This window comes from Sphingomonas sp. CFBP 8760 (genome assembly GCF_014841615.1).
In the GTDB taxonomy this organism is placed as follows: domain Bacteria; phylum Pseudomonadota; class Alphaproteobacteria; order Sphingomonadales; family Sphingomonadaceae; genus Sphingomonas.
This window is the reverse complement of record NZ_JACYUG010000002.1, coordinates 310,238-326,020: the sequence shown is the minus strand read 5'-3', so window position 1 is coordinate 326,020 and position 15,783 is coordinate 310,238. Positions and strand designations below refer to the sequence as shown.

The window sequence follows — 15,783 nt, the reverse complement described above, 5'->3', positions numbered from 1 at the left end:
CGGCCGGGACTATAGCGGCGACCATGTTGTCGGACGCGGAACTGGAGCGCTACGCAAGACACATCGTCCTGCGGGAGATCGGCGGCACCGGCCAGATGCGGCTGAAGGCGGCATCGGTGTTGGTGATCGGCGCCGGCGGGATCGGGTCGCCCGCGATCCAGTATCTGGCGGGCGCGGGTATCGGCCGGTTGCGGCTGATCGACGACGATATCGTCGAACCCTCCAATCTCCAGCGGCAGACGATCTTCGCCACGACCGATCGCGGCCGGGCCAAGGTGGAGGCCGCCGCCGACCGCGCCCGCGCGATCAACCCGCATGTCGAGATCGTCGCCAGCCGACAGCGGATCGACGCGCAAGACGTGGCCCTGACGATCGCCGGGGCCGATGTGGTGCTCGACGGCTGCGACAATTTCACGACGCGGCTGGCCGTGGCCGATGCCGCGTTGCAGGCACGGATTCCGCTGGTGTCGGCGGCGGTCGACCAGTTCGAGGGGCAGCTTGGCGTCTATCGCGGATGGCAGGCCGACCTGCCCTGCTATCGCTGCTTCGTCGGCGATGCACCCGCGCGGCCCGATCGCAGCTGCGCGGATGTCGGCATCCTGGGGCCGGTGACGGGTATTCTGGGCAGCATGGCGGCGCTGGAGGTGATCCGCGCGATCGTGCCGTTCGGCGACGATCCCGCCGGCAGCCTGTTGCTGGCCGACCTGCTGTCGCTGCGGTTCCGCACGCTGCGGCTGCCCAAGGACCCCGGCTGCTCCGCCTGCGGTCAGCGACCCGTATAGCGACGATACCAGTCGACGAAGCGCGGGACGCCGGCGTCGAGACCGGTGGTGGGGGTGAAGCCCAGATCGCGCGCCGCATCGGCGATGTCGGCGAAGGTGGCGGGCACGTCGCCCGGCTGCATCGGCTGGAGATCGCGAATCGCGGTACGACCGCTTGCCCGTTCGATCAGGTCGATCAACCGGCCCAAGGGTTCGGCGCGGTTGTTGCCGATGTTGTAGATCGCATGCGGACTGCGACTGCCGCCCGGTTTCACCATGCCGTCATCCACGGGCGCGCGGTCGAGCGCGGCGACGACGCCGGTCACGGCATCGTCGATATAGGTGAAGTCGCGCTGCATCCGGCCTTCGTTGAAGACGCGGATCGGCCGCCCGGCCAGGACCGCCTCCGTAAACAGCCAGATCGCCATGTCGGGACGCCCCCATGGGCCATAGACCGTGAAGAAGCGCAGCCCGGTCAGCGGCAGGCGATACAGATGCGCGTAGCTTTCGCTCATCAGTTCGTCCGCCCGCTTGGTCGCCGCATAGAGCGATACGGGATGGTCGACGGGATCGCCGACCCGGAACGGCAGCGAGGTGTTGCCGCCATAGACGGACGATGACGACGCATAGACCATGGGCACGCCGTTCCGCGAGCGCGCCAGTTCCAGCATGGTGAGGTGGCCGATCAGATTGGCGCGGGCATAGGCATGGGGATGCTCGATCGAGTACCGCACACCGGCCTGTGCGCCGAGATGGACGATCCGGTCGAACGCCTCGCCATCCAGCGCCCGGCGCAACCCCGCCTCGTCGGCGAAATCGGCCTCGACGAAGCGGATGGCATCGCCGTGGCGTGCCGCCAGTTCGGCGAGCCGCGCCCGCTTCAGCGCGGGATCGTAATAGGCATTGAGATCGTCGATCCCCACCACCCGGTCGCCCCGCGCGGCCAGCCGGTTGGCGACGTGGAACCCGATGAACCCCGCCACGCCCGTCACCAATATCGTGGTCACCCCAGCAGCGTCCGGGCGAATTCGCGGACCGCGGGACCGATATCGTCGCGGGCCAGCGCCAGCGCGAGATTGGCCTGGATATACCCGGTCTTGTCGCCGCAATCGTACCGCTTGCCGTCGAAGGTGAAGCCGTGGAACGGCTGCGTGCCGATCAGCTTCGCCATCGCGTCGGTCAACTGGATCTCGCCACCCGCGCCCGGCTCCTGCGCGTCGAGGATATCCATCACCTCCGGCTGGAGGATGTAGCGGCCGGGGATCATCAGGTTGGACGGCGCCTTGCCCTTCGGCTTCTCGACCAGCGCGGTCACCTCGGTCAGGCGGCCATCGGTGCGGCCGGGCGAGATGATGCCGTATTTGTCGGTTTCGCTGTCGGGCACTTCCAGCGCGCCGATGACGTTGCCGCCGACCTTCTCATATGCCGCCACCATCTGCTTCAGGAAGCCGCCGACCATCAGTTCGTCGGGCAGCAGCACCGCGAACGGCTCGTCCCCGACGATCTCGCGCGCGCACCATACCGCGTGACCGAGGCCCAATGGCTCCTGCTGGCGGACATAGACCGGGCTGCCCGGCTTCTGCCGGATACCCTCGATCAGCGCCATCGACTTGCCGCGCGCCTTCATCGTCGCCTCAAGCTCGTAGGAGACGTCGAAATGATCCTCCAGCGCGCCCTTGCCGCGACCGGTGACGAAGATGATCTGTTCGATCCCCGCCTCCAGCGCCTCTTCAACCGCATATTGGATCAGCGGCTTGTCGACGACGGTCAGCATCTCCTTGGGCATCGCCTTGGTCGCCGGCAGGAATCGGGTGCCGAGACCGGCAACCGGGAATACCGCCTTGCGTACGCGCTTGATCGTCATTGCCGTTTCTCCGGTGCCTGTATCGCGATGGCTGTATCGCGTTGGTCATATCGCGGTGCAGCACTTATCCGCCCCCGTCGCTCGCTGCAAACCGCCTGTAAAGCAGGTTTGTGGAAAGGCGATGTCGGTGCCGGGGGGAATCGATGACGCGGATCATGGTGGTGTTCGGGACCCGGCCGGAGGCGATCAAGCTGTTCCCGGTGATCCGGGCCTTGCGGTCGGTGCCGGGCATCACCGTGTCGACCTGCGTGACCGGGCAGCATCGCGACCTGCTGGACCAGGTGCTGGCGGTGGCGGGACTGGTGCCCGACATCGATCTGGACCTGATGGAACCCGGCCAGTCGCTGGACCGGCTGACGGCACGGCTGCTGGCCGGACTGGGAGCGGTGCTGGACCGCGAACGGCCCGACCGGGTGCTGGTGCAGGGCGATACGACCACCGCCTTCGCCGCCGCGCTTGCCGCCTTTTACCGGCGTATCCCGGTCGGCCATGTCGAGGCGGGGCTGCGGACGGGCGATCTTGGCCATCCCTGGCCGGAGGAGGGCAACCGGCGGATGATTACCCCGATCGCCGACCTGCACTTCGCCCCGACCGCGACGGCGGCGGCGGCGCTGCACCGGGAAGCCGTGGTCGCCGGCGTGCATGTGACGGGCAACACGGTGATCGATGCGCTGCACTGGACCCGCGATCGCCTGATGGCGGCACCGGCGCTGACGGCGGCGCTCGATCCGGTGATCGCCCGGTGCGGCGGGCGCCGGGTCATCCTGGTGACGGCGCATCGGCGCGAGCATGCCGGGGCGGGACTGGCGGGCGTCGCGGCGGCGGTGATGCGGCTGGCGGCGCGGGGCGATGTCGCGATCCTGTGGCCGGCGCATCCCAATCCTGCCGTCACAACGGCGATGACGGCGGTGGATCATCCCGCCGTGATCCGCGTCGCGCCGCTCGACTACCCGTCGTTCGTCCGGGCGCTGACGCACTGCCATCTGGTGCTGACCGATTCGGGCGGGGTGCAGGAGGAGGCGCCCGCCTTCGGCAAGCCGGTGCTGGTGATGCGCAATACGACCGAGCGGCCCGAGGCGGTGGCGGCGGGCACCGCGAGGCTGGTCGGCACCGATCCGGACCGCATCGTGGCCGCGGCGACGCGGGTGCTAAACGACGAGGCGGCTTATGCGGCGATGGCGCGGGCGCACCATCCGTTCGGTGACGGGCGGGCGGCGGCGCGGATCGCCGCCATCGTGAGCGCCGCCCATCGCGCCTGATCCGATCCGATCCGTTCCGTTCAGGCGAGGATCATCTGGCAAGGCGCTGGGAGAAGGATCGGCATTGCCCCCGCCCGCCGTGGCGGGATACAGGCCGGCCCTGCCCTATCGGAACCCGACACCATCCCTTCATGATCGCCAAGCTTTTTTCCCGCCGTCAGGCCACCACCCGCGCGACCGCGATGCCGGAGGGCTTACGCGCCTATGCCATCGGCGACGTGCATGGCCGGATCGACCTGCTCGATCCCCTGCTCGACCGGATCGAGGCGGACGACCGGGCGCGCGGTGGCGAACCGGCCGCGATCATCCTGCTGGGCGACCTGATCGATCGCGGACCGGCATCGGCCGGGGTGATCGACCGCCTGATCGCGCTGAAGGCGGCGCGGCCGGACACCAGGCTGTTGCTGGGCAACCACGAAGAGGTGTTCCTGAAGGCGATGGACGGCGACCGGCAGACGCTGCGGCTGTTCACCCGGATCGGCGGGATCGAGACGATCCTGAGCTACGGCATCGATCGCGCCGCCTATGACGCGGCGGATTACGACGAGCTGCTGGCGATGATGCGGGAGCGGGTGCCGCCCGCGCATATCGATTTCCTGAACGGGTTCGAGGATATCATCGAGCTGGGCGATTACGTGTTCGTCCATGCCGGCATCCGGCCGGAACAGCCGCTGTCGGCGCAGCGCCCCAGCGACCTGCGCTGGATCCGCGAGGAATTCCTGCGCTTCAAGGGGCCGCACGAGAAGATGGTGGTCCATGGCCACAGCATCGCGACCGAGGTGGAGCAACTGCCCAACAGGATCGGGCTGGATACCGGCGCCTATTCGACCGGGAAGCTGAGTGCGATGGGCTTCGAGGGCAGCGAGCGCTGGTTGATCCAGACGGGGGACTGATCGAGGCGGAAAACTGATCCGGACGGAGGGGTAATCCGCCCCCGTCCGGATCAGGAGACGATCAGCGTCCGCCCGGACCGGCCGGACCGCCGGGGACGCCGCCCGGCATACCACCCGGCATTCCGCCCTGCATCATCATCTGCTGCTGCTGCATCTGACGCACGGTCGCCTCGGGCAGGAAGTCGACCAGTTCGACGTCGAAGATCAACGTAGAGTTCGCCGGGATCGCCGAGCCGGCCGCCTTGTCGCCGTAGCCGAGCGACGGCTTGAGCCATGCCCGGTACTTCGCACCCTTCGGCATCAGCTTCAGCAGTTCGGAGAAACCGGGCACGACCTGCGTCACGGGCAGCGGCGTCGGCTGCTGCGACTTGTCGAAGGTGGTGCCGTCGAGCAGCTTGCCCTCGTAATTCACCAGCGCGACATCGGCGTCGGTCGGCTTCGCGCCGCCCTTCTGGCCCGGCTCCAGCACCTTGTACTGGAGGCCGGACGCGGTCGTCATCACGCCGCGCGCACGGGCGTTGCGGGTCAGCACGTCGTCCCCCTGCGTGGCGAGGGCCACCGCGGCGACGACCGCGAGGACCAGCCCCACGATCAGATAGACGATGTAACTGCGCTTGACCGGCAGAAGCGGCACGGCGGTGACGGTCGACATGGAAACACCCGTAGCTGGAGATGCCGGCCCGGTCGCCGCCACCGGTTGAAAAGTCACGATCGGAAAGTCACTAAAGTCGCATCCTACACACATGCAGGGGCATGTGTGCGGTGCGCCCGCGACTTACCGGGCGCCGTCGCGTTCCGCGCGCTTGCGCTCAAGCTTGCGCGAACGGCGAACCGCCGCCGCCCGCTCACGCGCGCGCTTCTCCGACGGCTTTTCGTAGTGACGGCGCAGCTTCATCTCGCGATACACGCCCTCACGCTGCAACTTCTTCTTGAGCGCGCGGAGAGCCTGGTCGACATTATTTTCGCGAACGATGATCTGCATAAACCGAATCGGCTCCAAATGGATATGGCGACCGCAGGCAGCCGCCTCAGTCGTGTTACGGGGCGCCTAGCACCCATTATCGGGATTGACAACCGCCGACGGGGTGTCGAGCGGGCCCGGCCGGGGCGGCGGCGGCCTGCGAAAAGGCCCGCATGGCGGCCCCCTTGGCGGGCACGGGCAGACGCGGCTACACACCCGCCATGCCCACCCTCACCCTGTTCAACAGCCTGTCGCGCGCGGCCGAGCCGTTCGTGCCGATCGATCCCACCAATGTCCGCGTCTATTCGTGCGGGCCGACCGTCTACAACTATGCCCATATCGGCAATCTGCGCGCCTATGTCTTCACCGATACGCTGGTGCGGGTGCTGCGGTGGAAGGGGTGGCCGGTCACGCATGTCATCAACATCACCGATGTCGGCCACCTGACGTCCGACGCGGATGCGGGCGACGACAAGATGGAGGCGGCGGCGCGGGCCAGCGGCCAGGATATCTGGGCGATCGCACGGCATTACACCGATGCCTTCAAGCAGAACCTGAAGGACCTGCACATCCGCGAGCCCGACCGGTTTCCACTGGCGACCGACCATGTCGACGGGATGATCGCCTGGGGCGAGGCGATCGCGGACCGGCATTGCTACCGCCTGCCCGACGGCCTGTATTTCGACACCGCGACGGTGCCCGACTACGGGCGGCTGGCGCGCGCGGGGATGGAGGAGCGCGAAGGGCGGATCGAGGCGGTGGCGGGCAAGCGCCAGCCGGAGGACTTCGCGATCTGGCGTACCTCCGCGCCGGGCGAGAACCGGCAGATGGAATGGGATTCGCCCTGGGGCCGCGGCGCGCCGGGATGGCACCTGGAATGTTCGGTGATGAGCGAGCGCTATCTGGGCGCGCGGTTCGACATCCATACCGGCGGGATCGACCACCGCGAAATCCACCACCCCAACGAGATCGCGCAGAACCAGGCGCACAGCGGCACCGCCGACACCGGCGCGACCTACTGGCTGCACAACAATTTCCTGGTCGAGCGCGACGCCAAGATGTCGAAATCGTCAGGCCAGTTCACGCGGTTGCAGACGCTGGTCGATCGCGGTTTCCACCCCCTGTCCTACCGGCTGATGTGCCTGCAGGCGCAGTACCGGTCGGAAATGGAGTTCTCGTGGGAAGGACTGGCGGCGGCGCAGACGCGGCTGAAGCGGCTGGTGCAGGCGGTGGAGACGCTGAAGGCACGGCCGGCGATGCCCTCGACGGGCAGCGCCGCCGCCCATGCCGAGCGGCTGGACCAGGCGGTGGCGGACGATCTGGGCACGCCGCGCGCGCTGATCGCGCTGGACGAGATGCTGGCGGACAAGAAGGTGTCGCCGGGCGACCGGCTGGCGATGCTGGCCGATTTCGACGCGGTGCTGGGGCTGGACCTCGCCACGCTGACGCGGGCCGATCTGCGGGTGCGGCCCGCATCGGCGGCGATCGACGACGCCGGGATCGCCGAACGACTGGCAGACCGGCGCGCGGCGCGGGCGGCGAAGGACTTTCCCCGATCCGATGCGATCCGCGACGACCTGGCGGCGGCGGGGGTCGAGGTGATGGACGGCGATCCGCTGGGCTGGGACTGGCGGATCAGTTGAGCGGCTGGTCGCGCGTGGCGATCAGCGGCGGTCGGTAGAAGACAGTGCGGTCGGCGGGCATCGTCGCGATCTCGGCGGCGATGGCGTCGGCGCGCGCACGGGACGAGGGGTGGGTGCGGCTGCGGAACAGGCCGCCATCGACATCGCCGCCATGGTCGCGCCAGAACGCGACCGCCGCCGCCGGATCGTAGCCGGCGTTGCGCATCAGGCCCGCGCCGAGCAGATCGGCCTCGCTCTCGGTACGGCGGAACAGGCGGCCGTTGCGGCCGAATTCGGACAGCAGCCCCCATTTCACCCCCGCCGCCTCCAGCCGGGCGCGATGGCGCAGGACGGTGTGCGCCAGTTCGTGCGCGACGACGGCGGCGACCTGTTCGTCGGTATAGCGTTCGAAGAAGCGGACGCCGATCTGGACGGTGGCGCCATCCGACGAGGCGGCCATCGCCGGCCCCAGCAGCACCTCGAACGCGGCGCGGCAGCCGGCGGGCGCATCGATCGTCAGCGTGCGCGTGGCACCGGCGCGGTCGATCACCCAAGGGCTCGGGCCGGTCGGCGCGGCGGCGAGGATCGCGGCGGCGGCATCGCGGGTGGCGCTGGTCGCGTCGCCCGCCTTGGGGCCAGTCCGGGGCGCGGGCATCGGCCGACGGTTGATCGAGACCACGCCGTCGTCCGCGACCAGCCCGGCGCGGTCGGCCGCGCCGCCGGGGACGACCGCCTCGACCGAGACGGGCCGGACGAACCCGAACACCTGCCGGACGACGGCGCGCGTATCGGGATCATATTGGTCGATCGCATGGAGGACGACGCCGGGCGCGGGCTGTTGCCGATCACACAGGCGGGCGTTGGCGGTGACGAGGCGGTGCGCGATCGTCGCCAGGCGCAGGTCGATCGCGCGCAGGGCACGATAGCCATCGGCATCGATCGCGGCCGTGGGCGCGGCGGCGGGCGCGGGGGGTGCCGGTACGGGGGCAGCGGCGGCGAGCAGCAGGGCGACGGCGATCGGGCGGGGCATCGGCGCGCTATATCGTTGCTTTCCCATGAGGGACAGACGGCGCCGACGCTTGACGGATACGGGCCGGGGAGGCATCCGGCCGCGGGTGGAAACCCGTCACCTCATCGCCTACGGCCTGATCGTCGCCGTTGCCGTGATCGGCAGCATCGTCGGCATGGTCACCTGGAAACGCCGTACCGCGCGCCGGCGGCGGCTGCGCGGGATCAAGGACTATAACAAGGGAGCGTAGCGGCGGCCGCCGAGATCGTTGCCGGGGCCGGGCGGGCATCGTAAGGCGAGCGCCCTGCCCTGACAGCGGAAAGTATAGGCGACCATGCGTATCGTGATGATCGGATCGGGCTATGTCGGCCTGGTATCGGGGGCGTGCTTCGCCGATTTCGGGCATGACGTGGTGTGCGTCGACAAGGATGCCGGCAAGATCGCCTCACTCGAGGCGGGGCGGATGCCGATCTACGAGCCCGGCCTCGAACAGCTGGTCGCGGGCAACGTGGCCGCCGGGCGGCTGTCGTTCACCACCGACCTGACCACCGCGGTGGCCGGGGCGGACGCGATCTTCATCGGGGTCGGCACCCCGTCCCGGCGCGGCGACGGCCATGCCGACCTGTCCTATGTCTATGCCGCCACGCGCGAGATCGCCGGCGCGGTGACCGGCCCGACCGTGGTCGTGACCAAATCCACCGTCCCGGTCGGCACCGGCGACGAGGTGGAGCGCATCCTGCGCGAGGCGCGGCCGGAGATGGACATCGCGGTCGTCTCCAATCCCGAATTCCTGCGCGAGGGAGCCGCGATCGGCGACTTCAAGCGGCCCGACCGCGTCGTGATCGGCACCGACGACGAGCGCGCCCGCGGCGTGATGCGCGAGGTGTATCGCCCGCTCTACATCAACGACAACCCGATCCTGTTCACCAGCCGGCGCACGTCGGAGCTGACCAAATACGCCGCCAACGCGTTCCTCGCGACCAAGATCACCTTCATCAACGAGATCGCCGACCTGTGCGAGGCGGTGGGCGCGGACGTGCAGGACGTGTCGCGCGGCATCGGGCTGGACAACCGCATCGGGCGCAAGTTCCTACATGCCGGGCCGGGCTATGGCGGGTCGTGCTTCCCCAAGGACACGCTGGCGCTGCTGAAGACCGCCGAGGATTTCGAGAGCCCGGTCCATATCGTCGAGGCGGTGGTGAAGGTGAACGAGGCCCGCAAGCGCGCGATGGGGCGCAAGGTGCTGGCGGCGCTGGGGGATGAGGCACGGGGGCGGACGGTCGCGCTGCTCGGCCTGACCTTCAAGCCCAACACCGACGACATGCGCGATGCGCCCAGCGTCGCGATCGCCACCGCGCTGGCGGATGCCGGCGTCACCGTGCGCGCGCACGACCCGGAGGGGACGGAGCAGGCGAAGGCGCTGATGCCCGACCTGACCTATTGCGCCGACCCCTATGACGCGGCGACCGGCGCGGACGCGGTGGTGATCGTGACCGAATGGGACGCGTTCCGCGCGATCGACCTGAAGCGGCTGAAGGCGGCGATGGCGGGCGACGTGCTGGTCGACCTGCGCAACATCTATCGCCGCGAGGCGGCCGAGGCCGCCGGCTTCACCTATGCCGGGATCGGCCGCTGACGATGCGGGCGGTGCTGCCCGCGATCGCCCGGCCGCTGCTGGCGCCGGATCTGCCCGCCGATCTGGCGGTGACGTGGTTCGGCACCGTCGAGGAGGCGAAGGCAGGGATCGCGGAGGCCGACATCGCCTGGGTCGACCTGCAGCCGCCGCAACTGACCGGTGACGTGATGGCGGCGGCGGGACCGCGGCTGCGCTGGATATCGACGATCTATGCCGGGCTGGACACCTTCCCCCTCGCGCTGTTACGCGACCGGGATATCGCGCTGACCAACGGTGCGGGCATCAACGCGGTGACGGTGGCGGAATATGCGGTGCTGGGCATCCTGACCGCCGCCAAGCGGCTGGACGAGGTGGTGCGCGCGCACGACCGCCACGAATGGCTGGCGGATGCGCCGGGCAAGCGCGAACTGGACGGCACCCGCGCGCTGGTGATCGGCTATGGCACGATCGGGCGGCTGATCGGCGCGCGGCTGGCGGCGTTCGGGGTGGCGGTGACCGGCGTGACCCGGTCGGGCCGCGACGGCACGCTGGGGCCGGACGACTGGCGGGCGCGGCTGGGCGAGATGGACTGGGTGGTGCTGGCCGCCCCCTCCACCACCGCCACGCGGGCGATGATCGGCGCGGCCGAACTGGCGGCGATGCGGGACGATGCGTGGCTGGTGAACGTGGCACGCGGCGACATGGTCGATCAGGACGCGTTGCTGGCGGCGCTGGACGCGGGGGCGATCGGCGGCGCGTTCCTCGACCCTACCGATCCCGAACCGTTGCCGGCGGATCACCCGCTGTGGCGGGCGCCGAACGCGCTGGTCACGATGCATCTGTCGGGACGCAGCCAGACGACGATGTTCCGGCGCGGTGCCGAGCTGTTCCTCGCCAATCTGGCGGCGTTCGTGGCGGGTCAGCCCTTGCGCAACCGGGTCGATCTGCACGCGGGATACTGAATGCAGCCCATCCGCCGTATCGATCGAGGGAGATCACGTCATGCATCGCATTTCCGGTATTCTCAACCAGCCGCTGTCGATCGAATCGGACACCGAGGTCAGCGGCATCGTGAACGGCAGCATCACCGTGCGGGCGGGTTGCCACCTTCGGATGAGCGGCATGGTGGAGGGCGACATCATCGTCGAACCCGGTGCGCGGCTGGACGTGACGGGCATGGTCAGCGGCCGCATCGTCCACAGTTGATCGCCGCCGCCTGAAAGTTGCGGTTGCCCGCCCGATAGCGGTCGGCAATTGCGGAAAGGGCCGGAGTGGCGCATGAGCCCCCGCGACAACGCGAGGACATTATGGCTGCCAACTGGGCCCCCGATAGCTGGACCACCGCCGAGGCACGCCAGCTGCCCGACTATCCCGACGCCGCGGCGCTGAAGAGCGCGACCGACACGCTGTCGACCTATCCCCCGCTGGTGTTCGCGGGCGAGGCGCGCAGCCTGACGCGCGAGCTGGCCGAGGTCGCCGAGGGTCGTGGCTTCCTGTTGCAGGGCGGCGATTGCGCGGAAAGTTTCGCCGAGCATAGCGCGAACAACATCCGCGACACGTTCCGCGTCATCCTGCAGATGGCGGTGGTGCTGACCTGGGCATCGAAGCTGCCGGTGGTGAAGGTCGGCCGGATGGCGGGCCAGTTCGCCAAGCCGCGCTCCACCCCGACCGAGACGATCGACGGCGTCGAGCTGCCCTCGTATCGCGGCGACAACGTCAACGACATCGCCTTCACCCCCGAGGCACGGCACCCCGATCCGCAGCGGATGATCCGCGCCTATGCGCAAGGCGCGGCGACGCTGAACCTGCTGCGCGCCTTTGCGCAGGGCGGCTATGCCAACCTGCATCAGGTGCATCGCTGGACGCACGACTTCATGGGCCGCAGCCCGTGGACGAAGAAATATGCCGAAACCGCCGACCGGATCGGCGAGGCGCTGGAATTCATGGCGGCGTGCGGGATCGACCCGGAAACGGTGCCGCAGCTGGCGCAGACGCATTTCTACACCAGCCACGAAGCGCTGCTGCTGCCGTTCGAACAGGCGCTGACCCGGCAGGATTCGCTGACCGGCGACTGGTACGACACCTCCGCGCATTTCCTGTGGATCGGCGATCGCACCCGGTTCGAGGGATCGTCGCACGTCGAGTTCCTGCGCGGCATCGGCAACCCGATCGGCGTGAAGTGCGGCCCCAGCCTGGAGCCGGACGCGCTGCTGCGGATGCTCGACACGCTCAATCCGGGGCGGGTGCCAGGCCGGATGACGCTCATCACCCGCTATGGCTACGACAAGATCGAGGCGCATCTGCCCAGGCTGGTGCGCGCCGTGACGCGCGAGGGGCATCCGGTGGTGTGGAGCTGCGATCCGATGCACGGCAACACGGTGAAGGCGACGACCGGCTACAAGACCCGGCCGTTCGACCGCATCCTGGCGGAGGTGCGCGGCTTCTTCGCGGTCCACCGTGCCGAGGGCACGCACGCGGGCGGCATCCATGCCGAGATGACCGGCCAGAACGTGACCGAATGCACCGGTGGCGCGGTGGACGTGACCGAACAGTCGCTGGCCGACCGCTATCACACGCATTGCGACCCGCGCCTGAACGCCGGGCAGAGCCTGGAACTGGCGTTCCTGCTCGCCGAGATGCTGAACGCGGAAATGGCAGAACGCCGGCTGGTCGCGGCCTGACCGGTTTTCCCGGCGGGGACGGCTTGACGCCGCCCCCGCCCCCGGATACATGCCCGCCTCCACCGGATACGGCCCCTTCGTCTAGCGGTTAGGACGTCGCCCTCTCACGGCGAAAACACGAGTTCGATTCTCGTAGGGGTCACCAGGTGAAGACAAGCCTTTGGCTTGCGATGCATCGGTTACGACGGGCATCCTCGACATTTTCCTGATTACCGGCAAGCTGACATGGCCTTTGCCGTGTCGGAATAGTTCGGTGCGGTAGAGCTGCCCAAGATTCGACCGTAACCCATAGATGGATTGTCGGGCACTACGGCGGCGACCGGGTTCCCGTGGCGCATACCCGTATCGAGGTCGATCCCCGCCACCGTGGACCAGCCGTTCTGTTTTGCCACGACGCAGGGACCCGGAGATTCGGCTTGTGAAAAATGGCCGGACGGATACCCGCAGAAAAACGGGGTGTTGCTTGCCCGCGTCGATCGCGCGGCGATCAGCCGACCTTCACCTTGGTGTAGGGGACGAACTGGCCGAGCGACACGAAGCCGCGTGGAAAACGGGAACCACGGTCGATCAGCCGCACCATATCGACGCTGCACAACTGCGAACTGAACGTGCGGGTGACCAGAATGTCGTCGTCGCGCAGCGATGCGGCACCGGATCGCGGTTCGTTGACATAGAGCCTGCCACCCACCCGGTAGATGATCGCCTTGCCGTCGATGATCCGGGACGAGTTCGTGCTCGACAGGCTGATGCAATTGACGGGCTTGCCGGCGACCCGCCCTTCGAGCGCTTTCTGCAACTGCACATCGGGGGTGTCGCGATGAGCCGCCACGGCAGGTGTCGCGAGAACCACAGCCGCCAGGAACATTGTCTTGAGCATGGCCCGTTATGTACCCCGGCCACTGAACAGAAGCTGAGCGGACGTCATGGTCCGTCCCCTCCCCGGCCATCGCCTATAACGCCATTCCCGCCCGGCACCGCTCGAACTCGACGGGATCGTGCGTGCAGGTGATGGCGACATCGTGCCGGCGCTCGATGGACAGGGCACGCAGCCGCGCCTGATTGGTCAGACGGCTGGTCGCGTCGACCTCCATCAGCCGCTGATAGGCTCGCAGGCCGGGGGTGCAGTGCCGCCGGGCGCGCCGCATCTCGCCGCGATAGAAATAGGCGTCGCCGGCGTGGAGCAGCCAGCGGCCGTCGTCCCGGCGGATCGCGACGCCGGCATGACCCCATGTATGACCCGGCAACGGCACCATCAGGATTTCGGGCGGCAACCCGTCGAGATCGCGGACCGCGTCGAAGCCGAACCACGGCTCGCCACGGGCGCCATAGGTCCGCCAGCCGGCGATGTCGTCCAACTGGCGCGGCCGCCAGCGGTTTCGCGCGACGATGCCGGTGCGCGGCCCCGTCGCATCGTCATATTCGCGCTGCATGACGTGGACGACGGCGTTGGGAAAATCCTCCAGCCCGCCGGCATGATCGAAATCGAGATGCGTCGCGACGATGTGCCGGACGTCACCGGCGCGATAGCCGAGCGCCTCGATCTGGCGGATCGCGGTGTCGCGTTCGTGCAGGCGGATATTGAGCATCAGCCGCCACGGCCAGGTGATCCGCGGTTCGGGATGGCGATGCGGATGCGCAACGTCGCGCAGGCCATAGCCGGTATCGACCAGTACCAGCCCATGCGCATCGGTTTCGATCAGCAGGCAATGGCAGACGATCTGCCCCAGCGGCCCCTTGCTGCGCCCGTCGAACAATGCACCGCCCAATGGACAGTCCGTACCGCAATTCAGATGATGGATACGCATGGCCGCTACCTCAGTTGGACCGGCTGGCGCGGATCATCAGCCAGCCGGTGGCGATCAGCGCGAGGCCGGAAGCCAGGAACACATAATCCCAGGCGGAGACGCCCAGCCGTTCGTAGACGTGATGCAGGTGGAGGACGTGATGGTCGATCGTGCCCTCGACCAGGTTGAACAGGCCGAAGCCGATCAGGATCGATCCCGCCAGCGCGCGGCCCGACCGCACCGCATCGGGGCGCGCGGTCGCCCGCCACAACAGCGCGATCCCCGCCGCCGTGACGAACCAGACGACGGCATGGAACAGCCCGTCCCACACCATGTTCACCTTGGCGCCGAGCAGCGTATCCGTGGGGATGCGCGCCGACATCATGTTGTGCACCTGCAGGATCTGATGGAACAGGATGCCATCGAAAAAGCCGCCCATGCCGATCCCGATCGTCATGCCGGCGGTGGCGATCGGCCGGATGCTCCGCGCCGGGGCATGGCCGGCATCGCCGACGATCGCCCCGGTCATGGCAGGTATCGGCGCATGACGATTACCATGGCCGCCAGCAGCGGCACCGGCGAGATCAGGGCGACGGCGTCGCTCCAAAACCCCGGTCCGAACACGGCGGCGCGCACGTCGTCGGCGATCCGGCTGTGGCAGAGCGTGCAGGCATGAGCGGGTCCCGCCGCCAGCGACCCGCCGAACGTCAGTATCGCCGCGGTCAGGGAAGCCCGTCCGCGCATCAGGAAGGCCGCATCGCCGGATGGATATCCGCGCCGATCGCGGCCGAACCCGGTCGATCGTGGCCAGCGTGACCGGCCGCATCCGCCGACCGGTCGCCATCGCGGCTGCCTCGTACCAGCAGATACCCGGCCAGCGCGCCGGCCGCGACGATGCCCAGCTTGGTCGCCAGCCCTTTCCGGTTATGCCGCCATTCCGCGCGGATGCCCATCTCGGCCGGAATGTTGGGAACCCGGCCACGTCCCAGATCCTCGACCACGCCCTCGACGACGTTGATCCGGTCCGCGCCCATCAGCAACAGCCAGTGCCACCAGTCGGATTCGCTCCGCCGGAAGGCGAGACGGCGAAGGGCGCCGCTGATCCCGCTGGGCGGCGTGGCGGTACCGGTCACCGCCGGGAGACGCCGGTGCTCGATCGAGCTCAGGACCTCGACCGTGGGGGTCTGCGGGGCCGGTCGATCCCAATCCATGCCGCGCGATGACTGATCGTCGATACGACGCATCGGATAGGTCGGATCGTTCCCAGGATCGGCATCGCTGCCCCACCCCGGAATCGATGCGGTATCGACCACTGACCTGCTCATGCCCGTCTC

The 15,783-nt window shown here is 68.6% G+C and carries 19 protein-coding genes and 1 tRNA gene; 10 read left to right on the top strand and 10 right to left on the bottom strand.

Annotation, left to right across the window (positions count from 1 at the left end):
- Positions 1-23: 23 nt before the first annotated feature.
- Positions 24-782 (top strand): HesA/MoeB/ThiF family protein, encoded by a 759-nt coding sequence (locus IFT82_RS04420; protein ID WP_192124877.1) that lies wholly within the window; start codon positions 24-26, stop codon positions 780-782.
- On the opposite strand, the gene IFT82_RS04415 is transcribed toward IFT82_RS04420, so the two are convergent.
- Together IFT82_RS04415 and galU are read right to left on the bottom strand one after the other, a co-directional pair.
- Positions 767-1,768, bottom strand: coding sequence for an NAD-dependent epimerase/dehydratase family protein (locus IFT82_RS04415; RefSeq protein WP_192124875.1), 1,002 nt, complete (start codon positions 1,766-1,768; stop codon positions 767-769). The genes IFT82_RS04420 and IFT82_RS04415 overlap by 16 nt on opposite strands.
- Positions 1,765-2,625, bottom strand: a complete 861-nt coding sequence (galU, locus tag IFT82_RS04410) for a UTP--glucose-1-phosphate uridylyltransferase GalU (protein WP_192124873.1) — start codon at positions 2,623-2,625, stop codon at positions 1,765-1,767. The genes IFT82_RS04415 and galU overlap by 4 nt, the downstream gene beginning before the upstream one ends.
- A 143-nt stretch (positions 2,626-2,768) precedes the next feature.
- Here galU and wecB point away from each other — a divergent pair, with 143 nt between their 5' ends.
- Entirely contained in the window at positions 2,769-3,884 is a 1,116-nt protein-coding gene (gene wecB, locus IFT82_RS04405; RefSeq protein ID WP_192124871.1) for a non-hydrolyzing UDP-N-acetylglucosamine 2-epimerase, read from the top strand.
- Between the two features lie 131 nt (positions 3,885-4,015).
- The gene (locus IFT82_RS04400) at positions 4,016-4,777 is read left to right on the top strand and encodes a metallophosphoesterase family protein (RefSeq protein WP_192124869.1); all 762 of its coding nucleotides are present in this window, start codon (positions 4,016-4,018) and stop codon (positions 4,775-4,777) included.
- 61 nt (positions 4,778-4,838) lie between these two features.
- Here IFT82_RS04400 and IFT82_RS04395 read toward each other — a convergent pair whose 3' ends face one another.
- Positions 4,839-5,429 carry an FKBP-type peptidyl-prolyl cis-trans isomerase gene (locus IFT82_RS04395; RefSeq protein ID WP_192124867.1) on the bottom strand — a complete coding sequence of 197 codons (591 nt, stop codon included), beginning with the start codon at positions 5,427-5,429 and terminating at the stop codon, positions 4,839-4,841.
- A 123-nt stretch (positions 5,430-5,552) separates the two neighbouring features.
- A complete protein-coding gene (gene rpsU, locus IFT82_RS04390; RefSeq protein ID WP_192124865.1) occupies positions 5,553-5,759 on the bottom strand; it encodes a 30S ribosomal protein S21 in 207 nt (68 codons plus the stop codon).
- A 200-nt stretch (positions 5,760-5,959) separates the two neighbouring features.
- Here rpsU and cysS point away from each other — a divergent pair, with 200 nt between their 5' ends.
- The gene (gene cysS / locus IFT82_RS04385) at positions 5,960-7,381 is read left to right on the top strand and encodes a cysteine--tRNA ligase (protein ID WP_192125115.1); all 1,422 of its coding nucleotides are present in this window, start codon (positions 5,960-5,962) and stop codon (positions 7,379-7,381) included.
- On the opposite strand, the gene IFT82_RS04380 is transcribed toward cysS, so the two are convergent.
- Positions 7,374-8,390 (bottom strand): M48 family metallopeptidase, encoded by a 1,017-nt coding sequence (locus tag IFT82_RS04380; RefSeq protein WP_192124863.1) that lies wholly within the window; start codon positions 8,388-8,390, stop codon positions 7,374-7,376. The genes cysS and IFT82_RS04380 overlap by 8 nt on opposite strands.
- Before the next feature lie 49 nt (positions 8,391-8,439).
- Here IFT82_RS04380 and IFT82_RS04375 point away from each other — a divergent pair, with 49 nt between their 5' ends.
- The 6 genes from IFT82_RS04375 to IFT82_RS04350 all read left to right on the top strand — a co-directional run bounded on the left by IFT82_RS04375 (position 8,440) and on the right by IFT82_RS04350 (position 12,810).
- Positions 8,440-8,619 (top strand): hypothetical protein, encoded by a 180-nt coding sequence (locus IFT82_RS04375; RefSeq protein ID WP_192124861.1) that lies wholly within the window; start codon positions 8,440-8,442, stop codon positions 8,617-8,619.
- Positions 8,620-8,703: 84 nt separating this feature from the next.
- Positions 8,704-10,005: a UDP-glucose dehydrogenase family protein gene (locus IFT82_RS04370; RefSeq protein ID WP_192124859.1), complete on the top strand. Its 1,302-nt coding sequence runs from the start codon at positions 8,704-8,706 to the stop codon at positions 10,003-10,005.
- Between the two features lie 2 nt (positions 10,006-10,007).
- The gene (locus IFT82_RS04365; protein WP_192124857.1) at positions 10,008-10,946 is read left to right on the top strand and encodes a D-2-hydroxyacid dehydrogenase; all 939 of its coding nucleotides are present in this window, start codon (positions 10,008-10,010) and stop codon (positions 10,944-10,946) included.
- 40 nt (positions 10,947-10,986) lie between these two features.
- Positions 10,987-11,190, top strand: a complete 204-nt coding sequence (locus tag IFT82_RS04360; protein ID WP_192124856.1) for a hypothetical protein — start codon at positions 10,987-10,989, stop codon at positions 11,188-11,190.
- Positions 11,191-11,291: 101 nt separating this feature from the next.
- Positions 11,292-12,665 (top strand): class II 3-deoxy-7-phosphoheptulonate synthase, encoded by a 1,374-nt coding sequence (locus tag IFT82_RS04355; protein WP_192124854.1) that lies wholly within the window; start codon positions 11,292-11,294, stop codon positions 12,663-12,665.
- 70 nt (positions 12,666-12,735) lie between these two features.
- Positions 12,736-12,810, top strand: a tRNA-Glu gene (locus IFT82_RS04350).
- 342 nt (positions 12,811-13,152) lie between these two features.
- Here IFT82_RS04350 and IFT82_RS04345 read toward each other — a convergent pair.
- From IFT82_RS04345 to IFT82_RS04325, 5 genes are all read right to left on the bottom strand, one after another.
- The gene (locus IFT82_RS04345) at positions 13,153-13,542 is read right to left on the bottom strand and encodes a hypothetical protein (RefSeq protein ID WP_192124852.1); all 390 of its coding nucleotides are present in this window, start codon (positions 13,540-13,542) and stop codon (positions 13,153-13,155) included.
- 73 nt (positions 13,543-13,615) lie between these two features.
- Complete coding sequence (locus tag IFT82_RS04340) at positions 13,616-14,470, bottom strand: MBL fold metallo-hydrolase (protein WP_192124850.1); 855 nt, start codon at positions 14,468-14,470, stop codon at positions 13,616-13,618.
- A gap of 10 nt (positions 14,471-14,480) precedes the next feature.
- Positions 14,481-14,978 (bottom strand): DUF2243 domain-containing protein, encoded by a 498-nt coding sequence (locus IFT82_RS04335; protein WP_192124848.1) that lies wholly within the window; start codon positions 14,976-14,978, stop codon positions 14,481-14,483.
- A complete protein-coding gene (locus IFT82_RS04330) occupies positions 14,975-15,193 on the bottom strand; it encodes a hypothetical protein (protein WP_192124846.1) in 219 nt (72 codons plus the stop codon). Before IFT82_RS04330 ends, IFT82_RS04335 begins: the two co-directional genes overlap by 4 nt.
- Entirely contained in the window at positions 15,193-15,774 is a 582-nt protein-coding gene (locus tag IFT82_RS04325; protein WP_199860319.1) for a hypothetical protein, read from the bottom strand. The genes IFT82_RS04330 and IFT82_RS04325 overlap by 1 nt, the downstream gene beginning before the upstream one ends.
- Positions 15,775-15,783: the final 9 nt, after the last annotated feature.

Excerpts from the sequence above, each read along its gene's own strand:
- IFT82_RS04420 (WP_192124877.1), top strand. The coding sequence starts at position 24 with ATGTTGTCGGACGCGGAACTGGAGCGCTACGCAAGACACATCGTCCTG.
- galU (WP_192124873.1), bottom strand. The coding sequence starts at position 2,625 with ATGACGATCAAGCGCGTACGCAAGGCGGTATTCCCGGTTGCCGGTCTC.
- wecB (WP_192124871.1), top strand. The coding sequence starts at position 2,769 with ATGACGCGGATCATGGTGGTGTTCGGGACCCGGCCGGAGGCGATCAAG.
- IFT82_RS04400 (WP_192124869.1), top strand. The coding sequence starts at position 4,016 with ATGATCGCCAAGCTTTTTTCCCGCCGTCAGGCCACCACCCGCGCGACC.
- IFT82_RS04395 (WP_192124867.1), bottom strand. The coding sequence starts at position 5,429 with ATGTCGACCGTCACCGCCGTGCCGCTTCTGCCGGTCAAGCGCAGTTAC.
- rpsU (WP_192124865.1), bottom strand. The coding sequence starts at position 5,759 with ATGCAGATCATCGTTCGCGAAAATAATGTCGACCAGGCTCTCCGCGCG.
- cysS (WP_192125115.1), top strand. The coding sequence starts at position 5,960 with ATGCCCACCCTCACCCTGTTCAACAGCCTGTCGCGCGCGGCCGAGCCG.
- IFT82_RS04380 (WP_192124863.1), bottom strand. The coding sequence starts at position 8,390 with ATGCCCCGCCCGATCGCCGTCGCCCTGCTGCTCGCCGCCGCTGCCCCC.
- IFT82_RS04370 (WP_192124859.1), top strand. The coding sequence starts at position 8,704 with ATGCGTATCGTGATGATCGGATCGGGCTATGTCGGCCTGGTATCGGGG.
- IFT82_RS04365 (WP_192124857.1), top strand. The coding sequence starts at position 10,008 with ATGCGGGCGGTGCTGCCCGCGATCGCCCGGCCGCTGCTGGCGCCGGAT.
- IFT82_RS04360 (WP_192124856.1), top strand. The coding sequence starts at position 10,987 with ATGCATCGCATTTCCGGTATTCTCAACCAGCCGCTGTCGATCGAATCG.
- IFT82_RS04355 (WP_192124854.1), top strand. The coding sequence starts at position 11,292 with ATGGCTGCCAACTGGGCCCCCGATAGCTGGACCACCGCCGAGGCACGC.
- IFT82_RS04345 (WP_192124852.1), bottom strand. The coding sequence starts at position 13,542 with ATGCTCAAGACAATGTTCCTGGCGGCTGTGGTTCTCGCGACACCTGCC.
- IFT82_RS04340 (WP_192124850.1), bottom strand. The coding sequence starts at position 14,470 with ATGCGTATCCATCATCTGAATTGCGGTACGGACTGTCCATTGGGCGGT.
- IFT82_RS04335 (WP_192124848.1), bottom strand. The coding sequence starts at position 14,978 with ATGACCGGGGCGATCGTCGGCGATGCCGGCCATGCCCCGGCGCGGAGC.
- IFT82_RS04330 (WP_192124846.1), bottom strand. The coding sequence starts at position 15,193 with ATGCGCGGACGGGCTTCCCTGACCGCGGCGATACTGACGTTCGGCGGG.
- IFT82_RS04325 (WP_199860319.1), bottom strand. The coding sequence starts at position 15,774 with ATGAGCAGGTCAGTGGTCGATACCGCATCGATTCCGGGGTGGGGCAGC.